This window comes from Paenibacillus sp. FA6, from assembly GCF_051550225.1.
Lineage (GTDB): Bacteria > Bacillota > Bacilli > Paenibacillales > Paenibacillaceae > Paenibacillus_AQ.
On sequence record NZ_CP188820.1, the window covers coordinates 1,648,821 to 1,667,209 of the forward strand.

Here is an 18,389-nt window from a genome sequence, read left to right on the forward strand (position 1 = left end):
ATAAACAGTTTTAAAATTGCTGAGCATGTTGATGTAAATAGGACTACTAACAGAAGTGTTGATAATCCTTTAAGTACAGAAATGTAAGACTTAGTGTAGGGGTTGGAGCTAAGTCAACGATTATAAATGCTATTTCTGATGGTAGGATATCAGGTGCTAGTACGGGTACCGATTTGACATTGAAAATTGCAGAAAAGGCATGGTCTCTGGCTCTACCTGCCACACCTTCAATTAGTGATATTACAGGATGGATCAATGCGATTGTTGATGCGGGAAGCTCTAAAACTGTAATTCTTGGTAGTTCAAATATTAAACTGAATTCAAGCCCTACAGTAGTTGAAAGTATGAATTCCGGTAGCAAAGATATCACATTCCAATATAACGTTTCTAAATAATGTTATTCTAACAAAAATGATTTAAGCAGCGATTATTTGGTCGCCGATTTTTTCATAAAGAATAATATTTAGTCTATATTTTATAGTTGACACATAATCATTTTTTCGTAGGTTAGATCAATTCATAATCGAGGTGCTTCGATGAGATTAAAGTCGATTCTTATTGAATATTATGGTAAAACACTTAGTCTCCTTTTCATAATTATCCTTATAATAGTAAGCTTTTCACAATATAATACTAGGAAAATGTATGAGGACCATATCTCCCGAGAACTGACCACGGATTTCCAAGAACTCGTCACTTCTATTTCAGATAATAATATTTCATATGGTGAAATTTTGAATACAGGAACAATATCAAAATCTCAGATAAATTCATTAATGACTAATAATGAGTTAATAAGCAGTACAATCCAAAAATATGCAACCCTTGCAGTTGAGTTCAACATGCGAAAAGAAGGTTTCCAGTATAATCAGACTACGTTAAATGCACAAAAGTTAGCACTCTTATTTCTAGAATGGGATGAAGCTATATTTAATCTTGAAAAAGAACATGTCATAAGTAAAGTTCAAGAATTGAACTCAGAATGGAACTCTGCTATAGGCTTATTTGATAAAAACCTTAATTACAGACTAACAACTCCTTCATGGCTAGAATTAATTGAAAATATTGAGAATAGCACACAAAGTTACTTAATAGAAAACAAGATTGAAAATATTGAAGTATTATGGTTAGAACGAACCAAAATTAAATAATAGTGAATCATTGGTATGCGTGGGCAGAGAAGGGGTATTTGGGGCATAGCTATCATTCGTATTCCAGCCTTAGGTTTCGGCTCATGAAAAAACTGACCATTGAAGATATGAAATGATAAAGGTCCTACTAACCAAAGATAAACTTGCTGCATGGGACAAATGCAAGGACTTTGGTTCAGTGACTCAAACTAATCCAATCACTCCAACTACCGGCATACAACTTCACGTTCATGGATCTATCATCTTCTGTCCAGAGTAGGCTGCTGCTCAGAAAAGCTTCCAAAATCTTCTCCTATGCACTTTGGTCGTTAACCGAATTTAGATTCTCACAAATACACCTATAGGGATCCCCTAAAGTTACAGATAATACGAAGTATATTGTTCTTGTTCTGGAGAACTGAGCCATTAATAAAATGAAAGTCGTAAGTAAGCAATATTTTATTGAATATCTTAAGCAGTATCCCGCGTCCGTAGTGCTCTGAATGATAACTTCAAGAGAAGGGCATGTTACAAGTATTACGAAGAATGATGTTCCATGATAACCAGTAAACTTTACAAGGAATATAAGAATAGATATAATTAAGTATACTTATCGGTTTAGCAATACATAAGGGGCCTAATGCCAGTGGGCTCCTTTTGTGTTTCTTGGCCATGTTACAGGAGGGTGAAAGTCATTCACAATGAAATAATTATGGTTTGTGTTCATTATGGTCCACATGGGGAGCGTTTAATCCAGCGTGGTGTCCGGTTGTCGGAATTGATAGGGGCGCCATTGTTTATATTAAACGTCGATAGTTCGGACAGCGATGAATATAATGAGAGCAAAGAAATGTATATGACGGTCTGGAAACGTCTTGCTGAGGAAGTTGGCGCGGAGTTTATGATTCGGAAACGCGAAGGCCGAAAAACAACAGATGTTATTGTCAAAGCTGCTGAAGAGAAGGAAGTTACACAGATTATAATTGGACAATCTGCCCAGACGCGATGGCAGGAGCTTACAAAACGTAATTTCATCAATGAACTTATCGGCAAAATGAATATGATCGACCTGCATGTAGTGGCTGTTCAACGGATGCGCGCCGAGCTGGAAGAAACACATGAGGAAGGCGTTATCTCCTACCTGGTCAAAAACGGGGATGAATATCAGCTCAGTGATGAACCAAAGGGAGAGTATTCGCTTAAAGGAAAGTTTTTTCACGAACTGCATACAGAATTTGAGAATGGTTTATTCAGAATTGAGCAAGAAGATGGAAAGCTAAGATATTTGCATATTTGCGATGGTACATTGACCGATTCTTTATAATCGGGTGTGCCCTTATCTAGAAGAGGTCCTATTACTTAAGACCTCTCCAAAGCCATATGTTTTTGGCTTTTGGCTTTTGGTGAAAAAGTATGTACTAATGTTCACAAATTGATATGTTTAAATGGGAAAGGAGGCTTGCTTTTGCTGCATATAATTATACTTGTCCCTTTTCTACTGGCCTTAATAATAGCGCTTTTAAGAAAGAGGGCACCCAACCTACATAGAGGTTGGCTTGTTTTTCTCGGTCCACTGGTTCTGTTCGTTTATTTCTTGACCCGGATTCCGCTTATTAAGGGAGGGGATTTGGGGTATGAAACCATATCATGGATTCCTTCACTCGGAATTGATCTGGTTTTCCATTTAGATGGATTAAGTTTATTGTTCGCCTTGTTAATTACTGGAATGGGGAGTCTTGTAATAATCTATTCTATTTATTATCTGGACAAGCGCAAAGAAGAACTAACCCCTTTTTATATTTATCTGATGTTGTTTATGGGAGCGATGCTTGGTGTTGTGCTCTCGGATAACTTGATGGTGCTCTACGCTTTCTGGGAATTGACAAGCGTTTCGTCGTTTCTACTGATCGGTTTCTGGCATCGGAGGCAGAAGTCTCGTTATGGTGCGCAGAAATCCATGCTGATTACCGTATTCGGCGGTCTGGCGATGTTTGCCGGCTTTCTGATGCTCTATGTGATGACAGGCACTTTCAGCATTCGTGAAATTTGGAGTGAGGTTGGCGATATTAGTGGACAAACGCTGTTTATTCCGGCAATGCTGCTGATTCTGCTGGGTGCATTCACCAAATCGGCCCAGTTTCCATTTCATATATGGCTGCCGGATGCTATGGAAGCACCTACACCGGTCAGCGCTTATCTTCATTCGGCAACTATGGTTAAGGCGGGCCTTTATCTGGTCGCTCGTTTCAGTCCTATTTTTGCGGGGCAACATGAGTGGTTTTGGATTGTTTCAGTCGTCGGTTTGATCACCTTGATCTATGGTTCTATCCAGGCGATGAAGCAGACGGATCTGAAGGCTCTGTTAGCCTATTCAACGATCAGTCAGCTTGGACTGATTATGGGATTGCTTGGAATGGGTTCAGCGGCCGCCTTTTATACGGGTGAAGAGTCGGTTTTCTATACCGCTGCAACAACGGCAGCTATCTTTCATCTTATTAACCATGCCATATTTAAAGGTTCCTTGTTTATGATGGTTGGTATAGTCGATCATGGAACGGGTACCCGCGACCTGCGCAAGTTGGGGGGGCTAATTTCCTTTATGCCGATTACCTTTACGATAGCAATGATCGGCAGTTTCTCGATGGCGGGTTTGCCTCCATTTTCTGGTTTTTTGAGTAAGGAGATGTTCTTTACGGCTGTGCTGAATATCAGACAGCTGGATATACTTTCTATACCTTCGTTATTTATACTCTTTCCGATTTTAGCCTGGATTGCCAGTATATTTACCTTTGCATACAGTATGATTTTGGTGTTCCAAACCTTTTTCGGCAAATATCAGCCTGAGAAACTGGATAAAAAACCACATGAAGCGCCGATTGGCCTTTTGTTAGCTCCATGCCTGCTGGCGCTGCTGTCGATTTTAATCGGATTTTTCCCGAACGTGTTGTCCAATACGATCATTATCCCTGCAATGAATGCAATTCACCCTGTCATGCAAACGGGAGAACCATTTGATGTGAACATTCATTTCTGGCACGGCTGGACACCTGAGATATTTATGACTCTGGGTGTCGTGGTCATCGGAATAGTTGTTTACCGAATCTATGGTCGCTGGAATCTTGTCGATAAAGAATGGGGCGAAGGCTACACTTTAACTCAAGTCTATGACGGAGGAATCCGGCTGGTTGAGAAGTTGTCCAGAGGGTTGACTGGGGCTTATATGACAGGTTCCATGCGTCATTATTTAATGTACATTTTCACTTTCATGATTGTTGTGCTTGGCGGAACAATGCTGTACACAGACGGAATCAGTTTTGGAATGAGTCAATATGCCCCAATTTCTTTCTTTGAAGTAGTTGTTGTTATGGTTATGCTGGTGGGTGCCTTGGCAATCCCGTTTGTACACTCCAGAATAACTGCGATTCTGTTAACAGGAATGGTAGGTTACATGGTTACCTTGTTATTTGTTCTGTTTCGGGCGCCTGATCTGGCGCTTACGCAGATGATTGTTGAAGTAGTTTCCGTCGCATTGTACCTGCTTTGTTTCCGGCATTTACCTAAGCTGAAGAGAGAACGGTTCAAACTTCGGACCAGCTTACCGAAACTACTCATTTCCATCGGATTCGGCGTAACAATGACACTTGTTGCACTTGCTGCTCTAGGCAGTAGCCCGTTTGAATCCATCTCGAATTATTACGTGGAGAATAGTTATACTCTAGGCGGCGGTAAAAATATTGTAAATGTTTTACTCGTTGATTTCCGCGGTTTTGATACTATGTTTGAAATTACTGTGCTCGGTCTTGCTTCGCTTGCTATTTATTCCATGATCAAGCTGAAGTTGGAGACGGGTGAAGCGCCCGCTCCGCTGAAGAGAGCAATTAACGATAATAAGCCACGTTATTCCCGAGGCAACGATGTACTGCTGGAATCAGTAGTCAAAGTGGCATTCGTTGTCATTCTTATATTTTCGATTTACCTGTTTTTTGCCGGTCACAACAATCCTGGAGGCGGCTTTATCGGGGCTTTAATGGCTTCCGCTGCGCTGGTAATACTCGCCATTACTTTTGGGATGGACATGGTTGAGAAGGTATTGCCTATCAATTATCGTAAGCTAATAGCGATTGGTGTTTCGATAGCTTTTCTTACAGGGCTGGGTTCATTTTTGTTCGGTGCTCCATTTCTCAGCCAGGCATTCGGTTATTTCTATCTGCCCCTTTTTGGCATAACGGAACTTACGACAGCCATGTTATTCGATCTTGGCGTATACCTTGCCGTCATTGGTGTCACCATGAATATAATCTTTACGATCGGGAGGGATAACTAATGGAACTCCTTATAGCTCTGGCGATTGGTCTATTGTTTACCATCGGTGTTTATCTGGTTCTTTCCAAAAGCTTGCTGCGCATCCTTTTAGGAACTACTTTGCTAACCCATGGTGTTCATCTGCTGCTGTTGACAATGGCGGGTCTCAAGACCGGAGCCGCACCGTTACTTGGAGAGGAAGCAGAGGCCTATGTCGATCCTTTGCCTCAGGCGCTCATCTTGACCTCCATTGTTATAAGCTTTGGGGTTACCGCTTTCTTCATTGTTCTGGCTTACCGAGCTTACCGCTCGACGGGTACGGATGATGTGGAAGGAATCAAGGAGGAGAGACAATGAACAACTTGTTAGTGCTGCCTCTGCTGATTCCGGCCATTACGGCAGTTATACTGATTTTTCTGAAAGAACGGATTGAACTGCAACGTTTCATCAGCGCAATCAGCGTATTTTTAAATATTGCTGTTTCCGGAATCATTGTGTACCAAGTGAGTACGTATGGCATTCAGACCCTATATATGGGCGGCTGGCTTCCGCCGTATGGCATCGTATTAGTTGCCGACATGTTTTCGGCGCTGCTCGTGCTGACCGCCTCCGTTGTTGGTGGAGCTTGCCTGTTTTTCTCCTTCGCGAGCATCGGCGAAGAACGGGAACGCTTCTACTACTATACGTTTTTCCATTTCCTATTGACCGGCGTATTTGGCTCCTTTCTTACCGGGGACCTCTTTAACTTGTTTGTATGCTTCGAGGTGTTGCTGGTAGCCTCTTACGCGATGATTGTGCTCGGCGGTACGAAGGTTCAACTGCGGGAAACCTTAAAGTACATTTTAATCAACGTGATTTCCTCAACCTTGTTTGTGGCAACAATCGCTTATTTGTATGCAGCGACCGGAACATTGAACATGGCACATCTAGCCATGCGTGTGGCCGAGATAGGGCAGGGCGGTGTACTGAACGTCATTGCGGTGCTGCTACTGCTTGTATTCTCGATCAAAGCGGGGCTACTCCTCTTTTTCTGGCTACCAGACTCTTACAGCGCGCCTCCTCTGGCGGTCAGAGCATTGTTTGGTGCATTGCTAACCAAGGTGGGGTTGTATGCCATTACGCGTACTTTTACACTCATTTTTATTCACGATCCTGGGCTGACCCATACACTGATTGGTTGGATGGCCGGAGCGACGATGGTTCTCGGTGCAATCGGTGCGATGGCTTACAACGATCTCAGTCGAATTTTTAATTATAATATCATTATCAGCGTGGGTTTTATTGCCTTTGGTATTTCCATCGCTACTCAGGATGCATTGAGTGGTGTAGTGTTTTATTTAATGCATGACATGGTAGCCAAAGCATTACTGTTCTTTCTCGGTGGTTTAATTATCTCTGCCGCAGGTACCGAACGCTTAAAGGATATGGGTGGTTTGATCCGCCGTTACCCTTGGACCGGCTGGATGTTTTTCATATTGACTCTGGCGCTCGTTGGTGTACCACCGCTCAGTGGTTTCGCTGGAAAAGTGATGATGGTACGCAGTGGCCTCGGGGAGCATCACGTTGCTCTAGCTCTGATCGCGCTGGCATCCAGCTTGATTGTACTCTACTCGCTGATAAAGGTTTTCCAGCAGGTATTCTGGGGGGGCGAAAAGGGGGAGGAGCAAGTCCGACCTCTTCGTTATAAAGCTATGATGGCACCGGCAGCTGTCCTGTTCGTTATTGTGATTCTGCTGGGTGTAGGTGCTGAGAAGGTAAACGGATATGTCGGGCAAGCCGGAGCCGTATTGGCTGATCCAGCACTATACATTAACGCTGTCATGAAGGAGTAGATGAATATGGCTTTTCAATTATTATTGAATTTCATGATAGCTTTTCTGTGGATGTTCCTGCACAATGACTGGACTGGGTCCCGCTTCGTCATTGGTTTCCTGCTAGGTATTCTTGTACTGCTCGGGATGCGGCGCATCTGGACTAGGTTGTATCTTGAAAAAGTGTGGGCGCTTATTAAACTTATTCTTTTGCTGCTACGGGAACTGGTCGTTTCTAGTTATGTAGTGGTAAAAGTCGTGCTAAGACCGGAGCTTAATATACATCCAACTATACTGAAATATACGACAGAGTTAACTTCGGATTGGGAAGTGGCTACGTTGATGACGTTGGTCTGCCTTACTCCTGGATCGGTGGTGCTTGAGTTGTCGGATGATAAGAGGACAATGTATATTCATGCGATGGATGTTGATGATCCAGCACAGTTCAGAGCGAATATCCGTGATACCTTTGAACGTGCGATACTGGAGGTGACCCGCTAATGATCCATTTTATTCTTATAGTATCGCTCACGATCATGTCACTGGCCATTGGTATATGTGCCTGGCGTTTGGTGAAGGGACCTTCCTTACTGGACCGGGTCGCAGCGTTGGATGCGATGGGAATTAATCTGCTAGCAATGGTGGCTGTTCTCTCTGTCTTACTCCAAACGCAGGCCTTTATAGAAATTATTTTGCTGATGGGGATTCTTTCCTTTATCGGAACGACAGCCTTTGCCAGATATATCGAGAGGGGGGTCGTACTTGAACATGGAAATGATCAAGACAGTCGGTGAACTGCTGTTGGCGTTGTTGATTCTATTTGGCGCACTGCTCAGTGCCGTTAGTGCTTATGGACTGATTCGGCTGCCCGATGTATATCTGAGATTGCATGCCTCCTCCAAAAGTGCTAGTCTCGGTGTGTTATGTGTTCTTAGTGGCGTCTTTCTCTACTTTGCCTTTTTTCTCGATCATGTTAGCACCAAGCTGCTACTAGGTATTCTTTTCGTATTTATAACTGTGCCACTATCTTCCCACCTGACTGGCAGAGCAGCGTATCGCTCCGGTGTTCCGTTATGGAATCACAGTGGGCAGGATGATCTGAAAGAGGAGTTGGAGAAACAACGGATTCGGACAGTAACGCCTGAAGTGATTGAACCTCAAGAACAGTGATACATCATAAATCCAGAACAAAAAGCCCGCGGATGCGGGCTTTTTTCATATATAATAAAACCACTATATACAAACTCATTCTGAGGCGCCAGTTGATGAACAAAGGCAACTCCGTTGGAAAGACGGAAGACGCAAAGCTACCGGTCTAAATCGCATGACAGCAGATTAGCTAGACTCCAAGAGTAACATCGATTAATCTGGATAAGTGGAAACTTGATTTTGCTTGAATCGTGGACTTGAAACCCATGTGTAGAGAAAAAAGGAGGCTGGCTATGACTTATTCACAGATCTGGAACAACTCAGGAAATGAATCCGATATTCTCTATTTGGAACAGCAGATTAAGGCCGTCAAAAAAGAAATAAAACGAGCAGAAGCCGCAGAGCTTCAGGAAATATTGGATCAAGCAAATCGACAGCTGGCTGAACTGGAAGCGAAGTTGGATGAGCTAGAGGATTAGGGGCTAACCGCCCCTTCGTACTCGATTATTCTTCCCCCAATGAAGATAGGGTTTTCCGGAGAAGAGATCCAGGTAGTTCATGATATCCGTTGTGTAAAACTGGGGTAATATCAAAAATATTCCTTTGTAAATATACCCAATTGAAAGATGGAAACCTTCATCCATCCTTTTTTTCTCATTGGACTTCCTTAAGATCAAGCACCTCAGATCAATAGGTCACTGAACTTTTGTACGTACTAGAGAAAGACAGGAACGCGTATTCGGAATCCTTTGTGCTGGTTATCATCACTTATTCTTCTTCAGTAGCAATCGGATTTTCACTGTAAGAAATCCAATCACTCCAACTCCCCGCATACAACTTCACTTGGGTGTAACCTGCTTCATATAGTCCTAGAATGTTAGGGCAGGCAGTCACTCCAGAGCCACAATAGACGATGATATCTTGATCTCTCGGAATATCTTTGAAATGGTTCCGTAGTTCTTCGGTTGATTTCCAAGTGCCGTTATCCATCTTAAGTTCTTTCCAGAATCTATTGATAGCTCTGGGTATGTGACCTGCGACAGAATCAATAGGCTCTTCCAGACCGAGGTAGCGGTTAGGTTCTCTGGAATCGATCAAGAGGGAGGTGTGATCAACCGAAGCCTTACTCACACCTTCCATAGTTACAACCATGTTATGTTGAATATGTGGGGTGAAGGACTGAGGTATTCGAATAGGTTGCTTATCACTAAGAGGATAGCCGGACCCTTTCCAATTCGTAAATCCTTCATTCATAATATATGTAGAGGAATGTCCGATGTATTGAAGTAGCCACCAGAAGCGAGATGCCATGGCACCCCCTTGATCATCGTAGGCTACGATCCGTGTATCGTTATTAATTCCTACTCGTTCAAGAGTTCTTCTGAATTCCTCCATATCAGGTAGGGGATGCCGGCCCCCATGATCTGATACTTTACTTGCGAGATCTATATCTAGATCGAAGTATACTGCTCCGGGAATATGTTCTTCCTCATAAGCCATACGTCCTGCTTGAGGTTGCCCCATGACAAATCGGCAATCTACAATGATAAGATCTGGTTCATACAATCGTGCAAGCAACCACTGTTTCGAAATAATAGAAGTCAATATTGTACACCGCCTTATAACGTTATTATTATGAACCTTAGCAAACATTGGGTATGTTCATCAAATTAAGTGTAATATAAATAGGAGTATAATTACTAGTTGATGCTTCCGAAGTAGTTTTACGAAGTATTACTTGGAGCAATAGCTACCAAACTTTTAGGAGGTTCATTCATATGATTACTAACTTACAAGCGACAACGACACTTTCCAATGGTGTAAAGATGCCATGGTTCGGATTAGGTGTATACAAAGCAACAGAGGGTGCCGAAGTTATTCAAGCAGTTAAAATAGCGATTAAGAATGGTTACCGTAGTATTGATACGGCGGCTGCATATAATAATGAAGAAGGTGTAGGTCAAGCGGTACATGAAGCTTTGGAAGAAACGGGACTATCACGAGATGATCTATATATTACGTCCAAAGTATGGAACTCTGAGCAAGGATATGAATCGACTTTAGCTGCTTTTGAGAAGACGATGAGTAAACTAGGTTTAGAGCAATTGGATTTATATCTTGTACATTGGCCAGTAAAAGGTAAATATAAAGAAACTTGGAGAGCGCTTGAGAAACTTTATAATGATGGACGTGTTCGTGCCATTGGAGTAAGTAACTTCCAAGTGCATCATCTGAATGATCTGCTGCAAGATGCTCAAATCAAACCGATGGTCAATCAAGTCGAGTATCATCCACGTCTAACTCAGATCGAATTACGTACATTCTGTAAGGAACAAGGCATTCAATTAGAAGCATGGTCTCCACTTATGCAAGGTAAACTTTTGGATAACTCAACACTACAAGAGATCGCAGATAAACATGGAAAATCAGTGGCTCAAGTTATCTTGCGTTGGGATCTACAGAATGGCGTTGTCACGATTCCCAAGTCCACTAGTGAACAGCGTATTAAAGAAAATGCAGACATATTTAACTTCGAACTAACATCAGATGATATGAAGCAGATCGACGGACTAAATGAGGATCGTAGAGTAGGTTCAGATCCTGATAATTTTAATTTCTAAGTCGACAAAGGGGAAATGCTCTCTAATGAGGGTGTTTTCCCTTTATTCTCGGATGATTCTGTTCAGACCGAATGAAACTAAGGATGGAGATGGCTTCGTGAAGCGAATTGCAATCATTTCTGATATACATGGCAATATGCCAGCTTTAGAAGCTGTGTTGAAAGACATTGCGGAGCGCCAAATAACTAGCATTTATTGTCTAGGGGATTTGATTGGTAAAGGACCCAGTTCGGACCTAGCTGTGGATACTGTCAGAACCCATTGTGAACAAGTTGTCAGTGGCAATTGGGATGATTTTATTTCAAAGGAAAGTGAATTAGACGTTGTACATTGGCATCAAGCTATACTGGGAGAAGAGCGCCTTCAATACTTAAATCAACTCCCATTCTCTATTGAGTTTGTCATGAGCGGGAAATTCATAAGATTATTCCATGCCTCACCTAGAAGCCTATATGAACGAGTCCAACCTTGGGACGATCAAGAACAAAGGGAATCTTTATTTGAGAGTTCTGATCGTTGCGTGCAAGAGAAGATAGCAGATGTCGTAGCCTACGGGGATATTCACAATGCCTATATGCAGCATCTTAATGGGAAAACACTAATAAATGTCGGAAGTGTAGGGAATCCGCTCGATATGACGCAAGCATCTTATGTCATCATGGAAGGCGAAATGCATAGTACTGCAATAGCTCCATTTAATATTCAGTTTATTAGAGTGCCTTATGATATTGAACTAGCTATTCGACAAGCCATGGAAACGGATATGCCCCATCTTGGTGAATACAAGAGAGAGCTCAGAACTGGAGTGTATAGAGGTTTATCATGATCAGGGGTTCTATTTTCACAATGTAATATTAAAAAAATTGAATTAAATAATGATTGACTCCACTTCCTTCATTATGTTTATATTATGTAGACCATTTGTTATAATTGAGAAGGTGGGAGGAATATGTCCGGAAAATCAAATTCACGCGAAACGATTGTGGACACCGCTACTAGGCTTTTTTTCACACAAGGTTATCACGCCACGGGATTGAATCAGATTATTAAGGAAAGTGAGTCTCCCAAAGGATCTCTTTATTATTATTTCCCTGATGGGAAAGAGGAGCTTGTGTCTGAATGTATTGAGCGTACGCGTGTATTAGTCTTGCAGAAATTAAATGACTGTTTTACAAATGAGAGCAATGCAGCCACAGCAATACAAGCGTTCATATTGAGCGTAGGTGAAGATGCAGTTCAGTTCGAGTTCGAGGGATTGATACCGTTTGGTTTTTGGATGTCTGTTGAAACTTCATGTATTAGCGAAAAGCTGAGAGTAACTTGTCAATCGGTTTTTAAAGACTGGGAAGATCTGATTGCTAAGAAACTACAAGAGGAAGAGATGGATATGGTGAAGTCATCCGAGGTAGCTTCCATTGTGATATCCCTGCTGGAAGGGGCTCTTATTATTACCCTAACCAAGCGAGATAAGAGCCCTCTTGTAACTGCTTCTAAATACGTAACACATTTTATTCAATCGGCTAAAGTACTATAAGCATTACAAACCAAATCAATATATAGAGCAAGATTATTAGGAGGATGGGAAGTTTGGAAGCAACGATGCAAGGAACAACAAAGACAGACAATAAGCCTATTAGGGCTTTACCAATACTAATCGCATTATTACTTAGTGGATTTATTGGCATGTTTAGTGAGACAGCATTAAACGTCGCTTTGAGTGACTTAATGCAAATACTTAGTATTACACCGCCAACGGCACAATGGTTAACGACAGGTTACCTGCTAACGCTAGGTATACTTGTTCCAGTATCAGGACTTTTACTTCAATGGTTTACAACAAGACAGCTATTTGTTACATCACTAATTTTCTCCATTCTAGGTACATTATTGGCAGCGTTAGCTCCATCATTTGAGATCTTGCTAATGGCAAGGGTCGTACAAGCGATTGGGACTGCATTGTTATTGCCACTTATGTTCAATACGATACTGATTATTATTCCGGTTGAGAAGCGTGGCGCTGCCATGGGAATGATTGGTCTTGTTATTATGGTTGCGCCAGCGATCGGACCGACCATTGCAGGACTTTTAATTGAGAATTTAAGCTGGCACTGGATCTTTTGGTTGGCTTTGCCAGTCCTTATATTTGCACTTATCTTTGGAATTGTATTTATGCAAAATGTAACGAAGATTACAAAGCCTAGAATTGATGCGTTATCGATTCTCTTATCTTCTGTTGGATTCGGTGGTATTGTCTTCGGTTTCAGTAGTGCTGGTGAAAGTGCAGGATGGGCTAGTCCGAAGGTGATCATCACGATCGCTGTGGGGATAGTCTCGCTTGTCCTGTTTGGTATTCGTCAAATAACGATGAAGGAGCCGATGATTAACCTACGTGCATTTAGATTCCCAATGTTCTCTATTGGAGTATTAATGGTGTTTCTATGTATGATGATTATATTGTCTTCTATGTTGATTCTTCCGATGTATTTGATAAAGGGACTAGGGTATTCTGCGTTCAAAGCAGGTCTAATCCTTCTACCTGGGGGAATTATTAACGGGATTATGTCACCCATCATGGGACGGTTATTCGATAAATATGGTCCGAAGTGGCTTGTGATTCCTGGTCTAGCCATTGTTACAGTTACACTGTGGTTCTTCTCAAGTATTTCAGCAACCTCAACTATCGCTTTTGTCGTTGTGTTGCATAGCACACTAATGATAGGAGTTTCTATGATTTTCATGCCATCCCAGACGAATGGGATTAATCAACTTCCTAGAGAACTCTACCCAGATGGCACGGCTATTATGAATACATTACAACAAGTGGCTGGTGCAATCGGTACAGCTCTTGCTGTTAGTATTATGGCAGCAGGACAGAAGAGTTACATGAGTAGTGTAAGTAATCCTGATGATCCATTAAATATGTTACCGGCATTTACACAAGGTGTACAAGGTGCATTCATCTTCGCTATGATAGTCGCTATTATAGGTCTGATTGTTTCTTTCTTCATCAAGCGTGTTATTATTAACGATACTAAGAATATGTATCAATAAGTTTGATAGTAACTTAGAGGTCATTCCCTAGAAATCAACCGTGTTTAATACTATAATAAAATAGTTATTAAAAACTAGGAGGTCATTGTTCATGAAGTTCTTTATCGATACAGCAAATGTAGAGGATATAAAAAAGGCATATAAGATTGGTGTTTTATCTGGAGTTACAACCAATCCTTCTCTAGTAGCCAAAGAAGGCGTGAAATTTGAAGATCGTATTGAAGAAATCTTGAATTTAGTACCTGACGTTGAATCTGTATCTGCGGAAGTAACACCTAATGCTCTAACTGCTGAAGAAATGATTGCTGAAGCCAATGAGTTGATCAAGATCAATGGTGGAGATAAGAACATTACGATCAAAGTTCCTATGAATATTGCAGGTCTTGAAACTTGTCGTTACCTAGCTAAAAAAGGTGTTAAAACGAACGTTACCCTAGTATTTACTGTGAACCAAGCTCTTCTAGCAGCTCGTGCGGGTGCTACTTATGTATCACCTTTCTTGGGTCGTTTGGATGATATATCTGAAGACGGTGTGTTATTGGTAGCTAAGATTGCTGAATTGTTCCGTATTCATAACTTGGATGCACAAATCATTGCCGCGTCTGTACGTCACCCAGATCACGTAACACGTGTAGCTATGGCGGGTGCTCATATTGCGACGGTTCCTTATAGTGTCATTGAGCAGCTAACGAAACATCCTCTAACAGATCAAGGTATGGAGAAATTCGCAGCTGACTGGGTTAATGCTCCAAAGAACTAAAAGTATGATGTAAGTTACCATAATAAAGACCCTGACGATCATTGATCCGTCAGGGTCTTTGCTCTATCTATGTATTAATCCTTCAGATATAGGTATAACAGAAAAGCTACAATGGAAGCAATGGATGCGAATAGATAAAAAATGGATAGACTCGTTAGGTTTCTTTTTGTTTTTTTACTATAATCAGAGTCTGCTTGTTTATTTGCCTTGGAGTAGCCTACCATGAATGTGCTAACACCACCGATTAAAGCGACAACGATTATAAGAATATACAGTATTGAGTAAGGCATCTGAACACCACCCCGAATTAGATTATAATTATTCTATCATAATTTGAAGAAACATATTCCAGTAATTTTGAATGAAGGAGAATGAAGATGACCTGGATAGCCAAACAATCGTATTACAAAATTCATAGAAAAGTAACCAGCACTGAACAAACAACGGTCGTTCACGAACGTTCCATGTATTTGTATGAGCATAAAGTGATGACACAATATCGATCTTTTCCCATTGAAGATGTATTTGATATGTCTTATCGAAAAATGGGAGGCGAGGGAGGATTTCTATATCTACACACGAAGCAAGGAGTGTACCCTTATTCGATAAGGACTGATCCAAGAGAATTTATCAATGCATTCAAGGAGATTAAATGAATGTTACAATAGCTATATTACCTACGATAAGTGAGAAGAATATATAGGAGGATTATAAATTATGAGACCATTGACTTGGGGATGGAAGTTATCTGTAGGTGCATTGGCGATTATTCTATTCGTAGCCTCATTAACCTTCGGACAACCCATGAGTGCTCAATCACAGATAGTAACGCAGGAGAAGGTCACGGAGCAAGACATCTTGCCCTTGCCAAAGGGATTTGTCTATTTAGACGAGATGATTCCTACTGCACGATACGACTTGAGGTATTATAGTAATAATAATTTTATAGGTAAACGAATAGATGGCTACAAAGCACCACATGCTATTATGTCCCTTCAAGGGGCAACAGCTTTAAAGAAAGTAGGCGATGAGCTGGGTAAGAAGGGTTATGAGCTTCTCATTCTGGATGCTTATCGACCACAGAAAGCGGTCAATCATTTCGTGAGATGGTCACAGGATCCCAAAGATATAAAGATGAAGAAACAATATTATCCGCTGCTGGATAAGCGTAACTTATTTAAGCTTGGCTTCATTTCTATGAAATCAGGACATACGAGAGGGAGTACCTTAGATTTAACATTAGTGCACAAGACAACGGGAAAAGTAGTGGATATGGGAAGTAACTTTGATTTCTTCGGAGATATATCCATGCATGGTACGAAGCTTATCAACAAGCAGCAGACATCCAACCGAAATTTACTAAAGAACACGATGATCAAATATGGCTTCAAGGCTTATAGCAAGGAATGGTGGCATTATACGTTAATTAATGAGCCTTTTCCGAAACAATATTTCGATTTTGATGTGGAATGATACAGGAGAGTGAAATGATGAGAAAGCTATTAGTCGCGGATGATGATCCGAATATTCGCACGTTATTGAGACATGTTCTGACAAGAGAAGGGTATCAAGTGATAGAAGTTAGCGATGGTAGAGAAGCGATAGATAAGATGAAGGAAACCACGGTAGATTTGGCGATTGTAGATGTCATGATGCCACATGTGGATGGTCTAGAACTGTGTGAATACATACGTGAAACCTATGATATCCCGATTATATTACTTACAGCACTCCAACAGCTAAGTGACAAGGAACAAGGTTATTTAAAAGGTACGGATGACTATGTAACGAAACCGTTTGAACCAGAGGAGTTGCTATTTCGGATTACGGCGTTATTTCGTCGTTATTCAGTGGCTTCACAGGACATGATTCGCTTGAATCGGCTTATGATTGATCGAAAGAATTATGAAATTACATTTGGAGAAGAAACGCTTCTATTGCCAGTGAAAGAATTTGAGTTGCTAGCACAATTAGCTCAATATCCGGGACGCTTATTCTCTCGTAGTGAATTGATTGAACTCGTGTGGGGAGCGGATTATGAAGGAGACGAACGTACCGTAGATGTTCATATCAAGCGACTGCGCGAGAGATTTCTGGATTATCAAGATGACTTTATGATTCGAACGGTTCGGGGAATAGGGTATAAGTTGGAGGTGATCACCTCATGAAATCATTGTATGTACGAATGTGCCTCATTTTTTGTTCGGTTATTATCGTGAGTAGTGTTCTCGGATTCCTGGCAACAAATATCTTTTATCAAAAAAAGCTTAAGTCTTTAAATGATGCGAAGTTAACAGAAATGGCTCTTCAATTACAACAATTCAACGAATCTCATCCGGATACGCTTGATGATTATCTAGAGAGCGTAGCTTCATTAGGGTACAAAGTATATTTGAGAAATGTTCAAGGGGAAGAGTGGTTCTATGGCAAACCCTTTAAAAAAATGGATTTAAAAGAGGATGATTTGCAATGGGTTCTAAACGGTGAAGTCTACCATGGCGTTGCTGAGTTTCCGAGTGGGCTGTTTATCACTGGTTTTTTTGATAATGAATTAAGGAATAGTATAGGTGTGCCACTCCAAATAAATGATCAACGTTATGCGTTATTTCTTCGTCCAGATGCACAGATACAATTCGGTGAATTCCGTGTCTTTATTGTTCTGCTAATTGGAATTACTATACTGCTGTGCTTAGGTTTCGTATTAATTACGTCACTTCATATTGTTAGACCTATATCGCGACTTACGATGGCCACCAAGAGTATTGTAAAAGGTCAATATGATATTAAACTGAATACGTGGCGGAGGGACGAAATTGGGCAGTTAGCGACACATTTCATGACGATGACTCAAGAATTAGAGCGGACGAATCGCTCAAGGCAGGAATTTGTCGCTAATGTATCTCATGAAATTGAATCTCCGCTGACCTCAATACAGGGGTTTGCACATACGCTTAAGGAAACATCGCTATCTGATGAACAACGTAATCATTATCTTTCCATCATTGAAGAGGAAAGCCAGCGTCTGTCTATGCTTAGTAAACAATTACTGACCTTATCTATGTTGGATTATGATGACAATGCGCTACAAATGAAATCTATCAATCTCCGCTCGCAACTACGGCAAGTCATTCAAATGATGGAGTGGAAGCTGACGGATAAACAATTGGCTTTGCGTTTAACCTTGCCGGATATGACTATTCATGGTGATGCAAACATGCTATATCAGGTGTGGGTGAATCTAATATCGAATGCTATTAAATATACAGCTGAAGGTGGGACTGTTACCATTTCTGCAAAAGTTGAAGGTGAACATTGCATAATCAGTGTATCTGATACAGGCGAAGGCATGACTGCCGAAGAACTCCCAATGATATTCGATAGGTTCTACAAAGTGGATCGTGCACGGACTCGAGAAACGCATAGTACCGGTCTAGGGCTTTCCATTGTCCAAAAGATTATTCATTCACATAAAGGATCGGTTGAAGTCACAAGTGAATTAGGGCAAGGAACGATATTCACGATCACTCTTCCTTATTTGTAATTTGTTATTCATTCTCCGTTCATA

At 41.2% G+C, this 18,389-nt stretch carries 21 protein-coding genes; 19 read left to right on the forward strand and 2 right to left on the reverse strand.

Annotated features, from left to right (window positions below; genetic code table 11):
- The first annotated feature begins 179 nt into the window (after positions 1–179).
- The 10 genes from ACP8HI_RS07585 (at position 180) to ACP8HI_RS07630 (ending at position 8,871) form a co-directional block, all read left to right on the forward strand.
- Complete coding sequence (locus tag ACP8HI_RS07585) at positions 180–395, forward strand: hypothetical protein (protein ID WP_438350504.1); 216 nt, start codon at positions 180–182, stop codon at positions 393–395.
- A 339-nt stretch (positions 396–734) separates the two neighbouring features.
- Positions 735–1,151, forward strand: a complete 417-nt coding sequence (locus tag ACP8HI_RS07590; RefSeq protein ID WP_438350505.1) for a hypothetical protein — start codon at positions 735–737, stop codon at positions 1,149–1,151.
- A 664-nt stretch (positions 1,152–1,815) separates the two neighbouring features.
- Positions 1,816–2,454 carry a universal stress protein gene (locus tag ACP8HI_RS07595; protein WP_438350506.1) on the forward strand — a complete coding sequence of 213 codons (639 nt, stop codon included), beginning with the start codon at positions 1,816–1,818 and terminating at the stop codon, positions 2,452–2,454.
- Between the two features lie 135 nt (positions 2,455–2,589).
- Positions 2,590–5,454 (forward strand): Na+/H+ antiporter subunit A, encoded by a 2,865-nt coding sequence (locus tag ACP8HI_RS07600; RefSeq protein ID WP_438350507.1) that lies wholly within the window; start codon positions 2,590–2,592, stop codon positions 5,452–5,454.
- Entirely contained in the window at positions 5,454–5,789 is a 336-nt protein-coding gene (locus ACP8HI_RS07605; protein ID WP_438350508.1) for a Na(+)/H(+) antiporter subunit C, read from the forward strand. The genes ACP8HI_RS07600 and ACP8HI_RS07605 overlap by 1 nt, the downstream gene beginning before the upstream one ends.
- Positions 5,786–7,264, forward strand: a complete 1,479-nt coding sequence (locus ACP8HI_RS07610; protein WP_438350509.1) for a Na+/H+ antiporter subunit D — start codon at positions 5,786–5,788, stop codon at positions 7,262–7,264. Before ACP8HI_RS07605 ends, ACP8HI_RS07610 begins: the two co-directional genes overlap by 4 nt.
- A gap of 6 nt (positions 7,265–7,270) precedes the next feature.
- Positions 7,271–7,744: a Na+/H+ antiporter subunit E gene (locus ACP8HI_RS07615; protein ID WP_438350510.1), complete on the forward strand. Its 474-nt coding sequence runs from the start codon at positions 7,271–7,273 to the stop codon at positions 7,742–7,744.
- On the forward strand, positions 7,744–8,037 hold the full coding sequence (locus ACP8HI_RS07620; RefSeq protein ID WP_438350511.1) for a Na(+)/H(+) antiporter subunit F1: 294 nt from the start codon (positions 7,744–7,746) through the stop codon (positions 8,035–8,037). Before ACP8HI_RS07615 ends, ACP8HI_RS07620 begins: the two co-directional genes overlap by 1 nt.
- Entirely contained in the window at positions 8,012–8,413 is a 402-nt protein-coding gene (mnhG, locus tag ACP8HI_RS07625; RefSeq protein WP_438351742.1) for a monovalent cation/H(+) antiporter subunit G, read from the forward strand. The genes ACP8HI_RS07620 and mnhG overlap by 26 nt, the downstream gene beginning before the upstream one ends.
- Positions 8,414–8,685: 272 nt before the next feature.
- The gene (locus ACP8HI_RS07630; RefSeq protein WP_438350512.1) at positions 8,686–8,871 is read left to right on the forward strand and encodes a hypothetical protein; all 186 of its coding nucleotides are present in this window, start codon (positions 8,686–8,688) and stop codon (positions 8,869–8,871) included.
- 289 nt (positions 8,872–9,160) lie between these two features.
- On the opposite strand, the gene ACP8HI_RS07635 is transcribed toward ACP8HI_RS07630, so the two are convergent.
- Positions 9,161–9,997, reverse strand: a complete 837-nt coding sequence (locus ACP8HI_RS07635) for a sulfurtransferase (protein WP_438350513.1) — start codon at positions 9,995–9,997, stop codon at positions 9,161–9,163.
- A 176-nt stretch (positions 9,998–10,173) separates the two neighbouring features.
- On the opposite strand from ACP8HI_RS07635, the gene ACP8HI_RS07640 reads away from it, so the two are divergent.
- The 5 genes from ACP8HI_RS07640 to fsa all read left to right on the forward strand — a co-directional run bounded on the left by ACP8HI_RS07640 (position 10,174) and on the right by fsa (position 14,824).
- Complete coding sequence (locus ACP8HI_RS07640; protein ID WP_438351743.1) at positions 10,174–11,013, forward strand: aldo/keto reductase; 840 nt, start codon at positions 10,174–10,176, stop codon at positions 11,011–11,013.
- Between the two features lie 97 nt (positions 11,014–11,110).
- Positions 11,111–11,839, forward strand: coding sequence for a metallophosphoesterase family protein (locus ACP8HI_RS07645; RefSeq protein WP_438351744.1), 729 nt, complete (start codon positions 11,111–11,113; stop codon positions 11,837–11,839).
- A 123-nt stretch (positions 11,840–11,962) separates the two neighbouring features.
- Complete coding sequence (locus ACP8HI_RS07650) at positions 11,963–12,547, forward strand: TetR/AcrR family transcriptional regulator (RefSeq protein WP_438350514.1); 585 nt, start codon at positions 11,963–11,965, stop codon at positions 12,545–12,547.
- A 65-nt stretch (positions 12,548–12,612) separates the two neighbouring features.
- Positions 12,613–14,064, forward strand: a complete 1,452-nt coding sequence (locus ACP8HI_RS07655; protein ID WP_438351745.1) for a DHA2 family efflux MFS transporter permease subunit — start codon at positions 12,613–12,615, stop codon at positions 14,062–14,064.
- Between the two features lie 91 nt (positions 14,065–14,155).
- Positions 14,156–14,824 (forward strand): fructose-6-phosphate aldolase, encoded by a 669-nt coding sequence (gene fsa, locus ACP8HI_RS07660; protein ID WP_438350515.1) that lies wholly within the window; start codon positions 14,156–14,158, stop codon positions 14,822–14,824.
- Between the two features lie 74 nt (positions 14,825–14,898).
- Here the strand turns inward: fsa and ACP8HI_RS07665 are convergent, their stop codons facing one another.
- Positions 14,899–15,114: a hypothetical protein gene (locus ACP8HI_RS07665; RefSeq protein ID WP_438350516.1), complete on the reverse strand. Its 216-nt coding sequence runs from the start codon at positions 15,112–15,114 to the stop codon at positions 14,899–14,901.
- A gap of 87 nt (positions 15,115–15,201) precedes the next feature.
- On the opposite strand from ACP8HI_RS07665, the gene ACP8HI_RS07670 reads away from it, so the two are divergent.
- The 4 genes from ACP8HI_RS07670 (at position 15,202) to ACP8HI_RS07685 (ending at position 18,365) form a co-directional block, all read left to right on the forward strand.
- Positions 15,202–15,480, forward strand: coding sequence for a hypothetical protein (locus ACP8HI_RS07670; protein ID WP_438350517.1), 279 nt, complete (start codon positions 15,202–15,204; stop codon positions 15,478–15,480).
- Between the two features lie 61 nt (positions 15,481–15,541).
- Positions 15,542–16,297, forward strand: coding sequence for a M15 family metallopeptidase (locus tag ACP8HI_RS07675; RefSeq protein WP_438350518.1), 756 nt, complete (start codon positions 15,542–15,544; stop codon positions 16,295–16,297).
- Positions 16,298–16,314: 17 nt separating this feature from the next.
- Positions 16,315–16,992 carry a response regulator transcription factor gene (locus tag ACP8HI_RS07680; protein WP_438351746.1) on the forward strand — a complete coding sequence of 226 codons (678 nt, stop codon included), beginning with the start codon at positions 16,315–16,317 and terminating at the stop codon, positions 16,990–16,992.
- A complete protein-coding gene (locus tag ACP8HI_RS07685; protein WP_438350519.1) occupies positions 16,989–18,365 on the forward strand; it encodes a sensor histidine kinase in 1,377 nt (458 codons plus the stop codon). Before ACP8HI_RS07680 ends, ACP8HI_RS07685 begins: the two co-directional genes overlap by 4 nt.
- The last annotated feature ends 24 nt before the right edge of the window (positions 18,366–18,389 follow it).

Bases quoted from the DNA above. Each gene is read 5' to 3' on its own strand.
- ACP8HI_RS07605 (WP_438350508.1), top strand. From the start codon at position 5,454: ATGGAACTCCTTATAGCTCTGGCGATTGGTCTATTGTTTACCATCGGT.
- ACP8HI_RS07610 (WP_438350509.1), top strand. From the start codon at position 5,786: ATGAACAACTTGTTAGTGCTGCCTCTGCTGATTCCGGCCATTACGGCA.
- ACP8HI_RS07615 (WP_438350510.1), top strand. From the start codon at position 7,271: ATGGCTTTTCAATTATTATTGAATTTCATGATAGCTTTTCTGTGGATG.
- ACP8HI_RS07620 (WP_438350511.1), top strand. From the start codon at position 7,744: ATGATCCATTTTATTCTTATAGTATCGCTCACGATCATGTCACTGGCC.
- mnhG (WP_438351742.1), top strand. From the start codon at position 8,012: ATGGAAATGATCAAGACAGTCGGTGAACTGCTGTTGGCGTTGTTGATT.
- ACP8HI_RS07630 (WP_438350512.1), top strand. From the start codon at position 8,686: ATGACTTATTCACAGATCTGGAACAACTCAGGAAATGAATCCGATATT.
- ACP8HI_RS07650 (WP_438350514.1), top strand. From the start codon at position 11,963: ATGTCCGGAAAATCAAATTCACGCGAAACGATTGTGGACACCGCTACT.
- ACP8HI_RS07655 (WP_438351745.1), top strand. From the start codon at position 12,613: ATGCAAGGAACAACAAAGACAGACAATAAGCCTATTAGGGCTTTACCA.
- fsa (WP_438350515.1), top strand. From the start codon at position 14,156: ATGAAGTTCTTTATCGATACAGCAAATGTAGAGGATATAAAAAAGGCA.
- ACP8HI_RS07665 (WP_438350516.1), bottom strand. From the start codon at position 15,114: ATGCCTTACTCAATACTGTATATTCTTATAATCGTTGTCGCTTTAATC.
- ACP8HI_RS07670 (WP_438350517.1), top strand. From the start codon at position 15,202: ATGACCTGGATAGCCAAACAATCGTATTACAAAATTCATAGAAAAGTA.
- ACP8HI_RS07675 (WP_438350518.1), top strand. From the start codon at position 15,542: ATGAGACCATTGACTTGGGGATGGAAGTTATCTGTAGGTGCATTGGCG.
- ACP8HI_RS07680 (WP_438351746.1), top strand. From the start codon at position 16,315: ATGAGAAAGCTATTAGTCGCGGATGATGATCCGAATATTCGCACGTTA.
- ACP8HI_RS07685 (WP_438350519.1), top strand. From the start codon at position 16,989: ATGAAATCATTGTATGTACGAATGTGCCTCATTTTTTGTTCGGTTATT.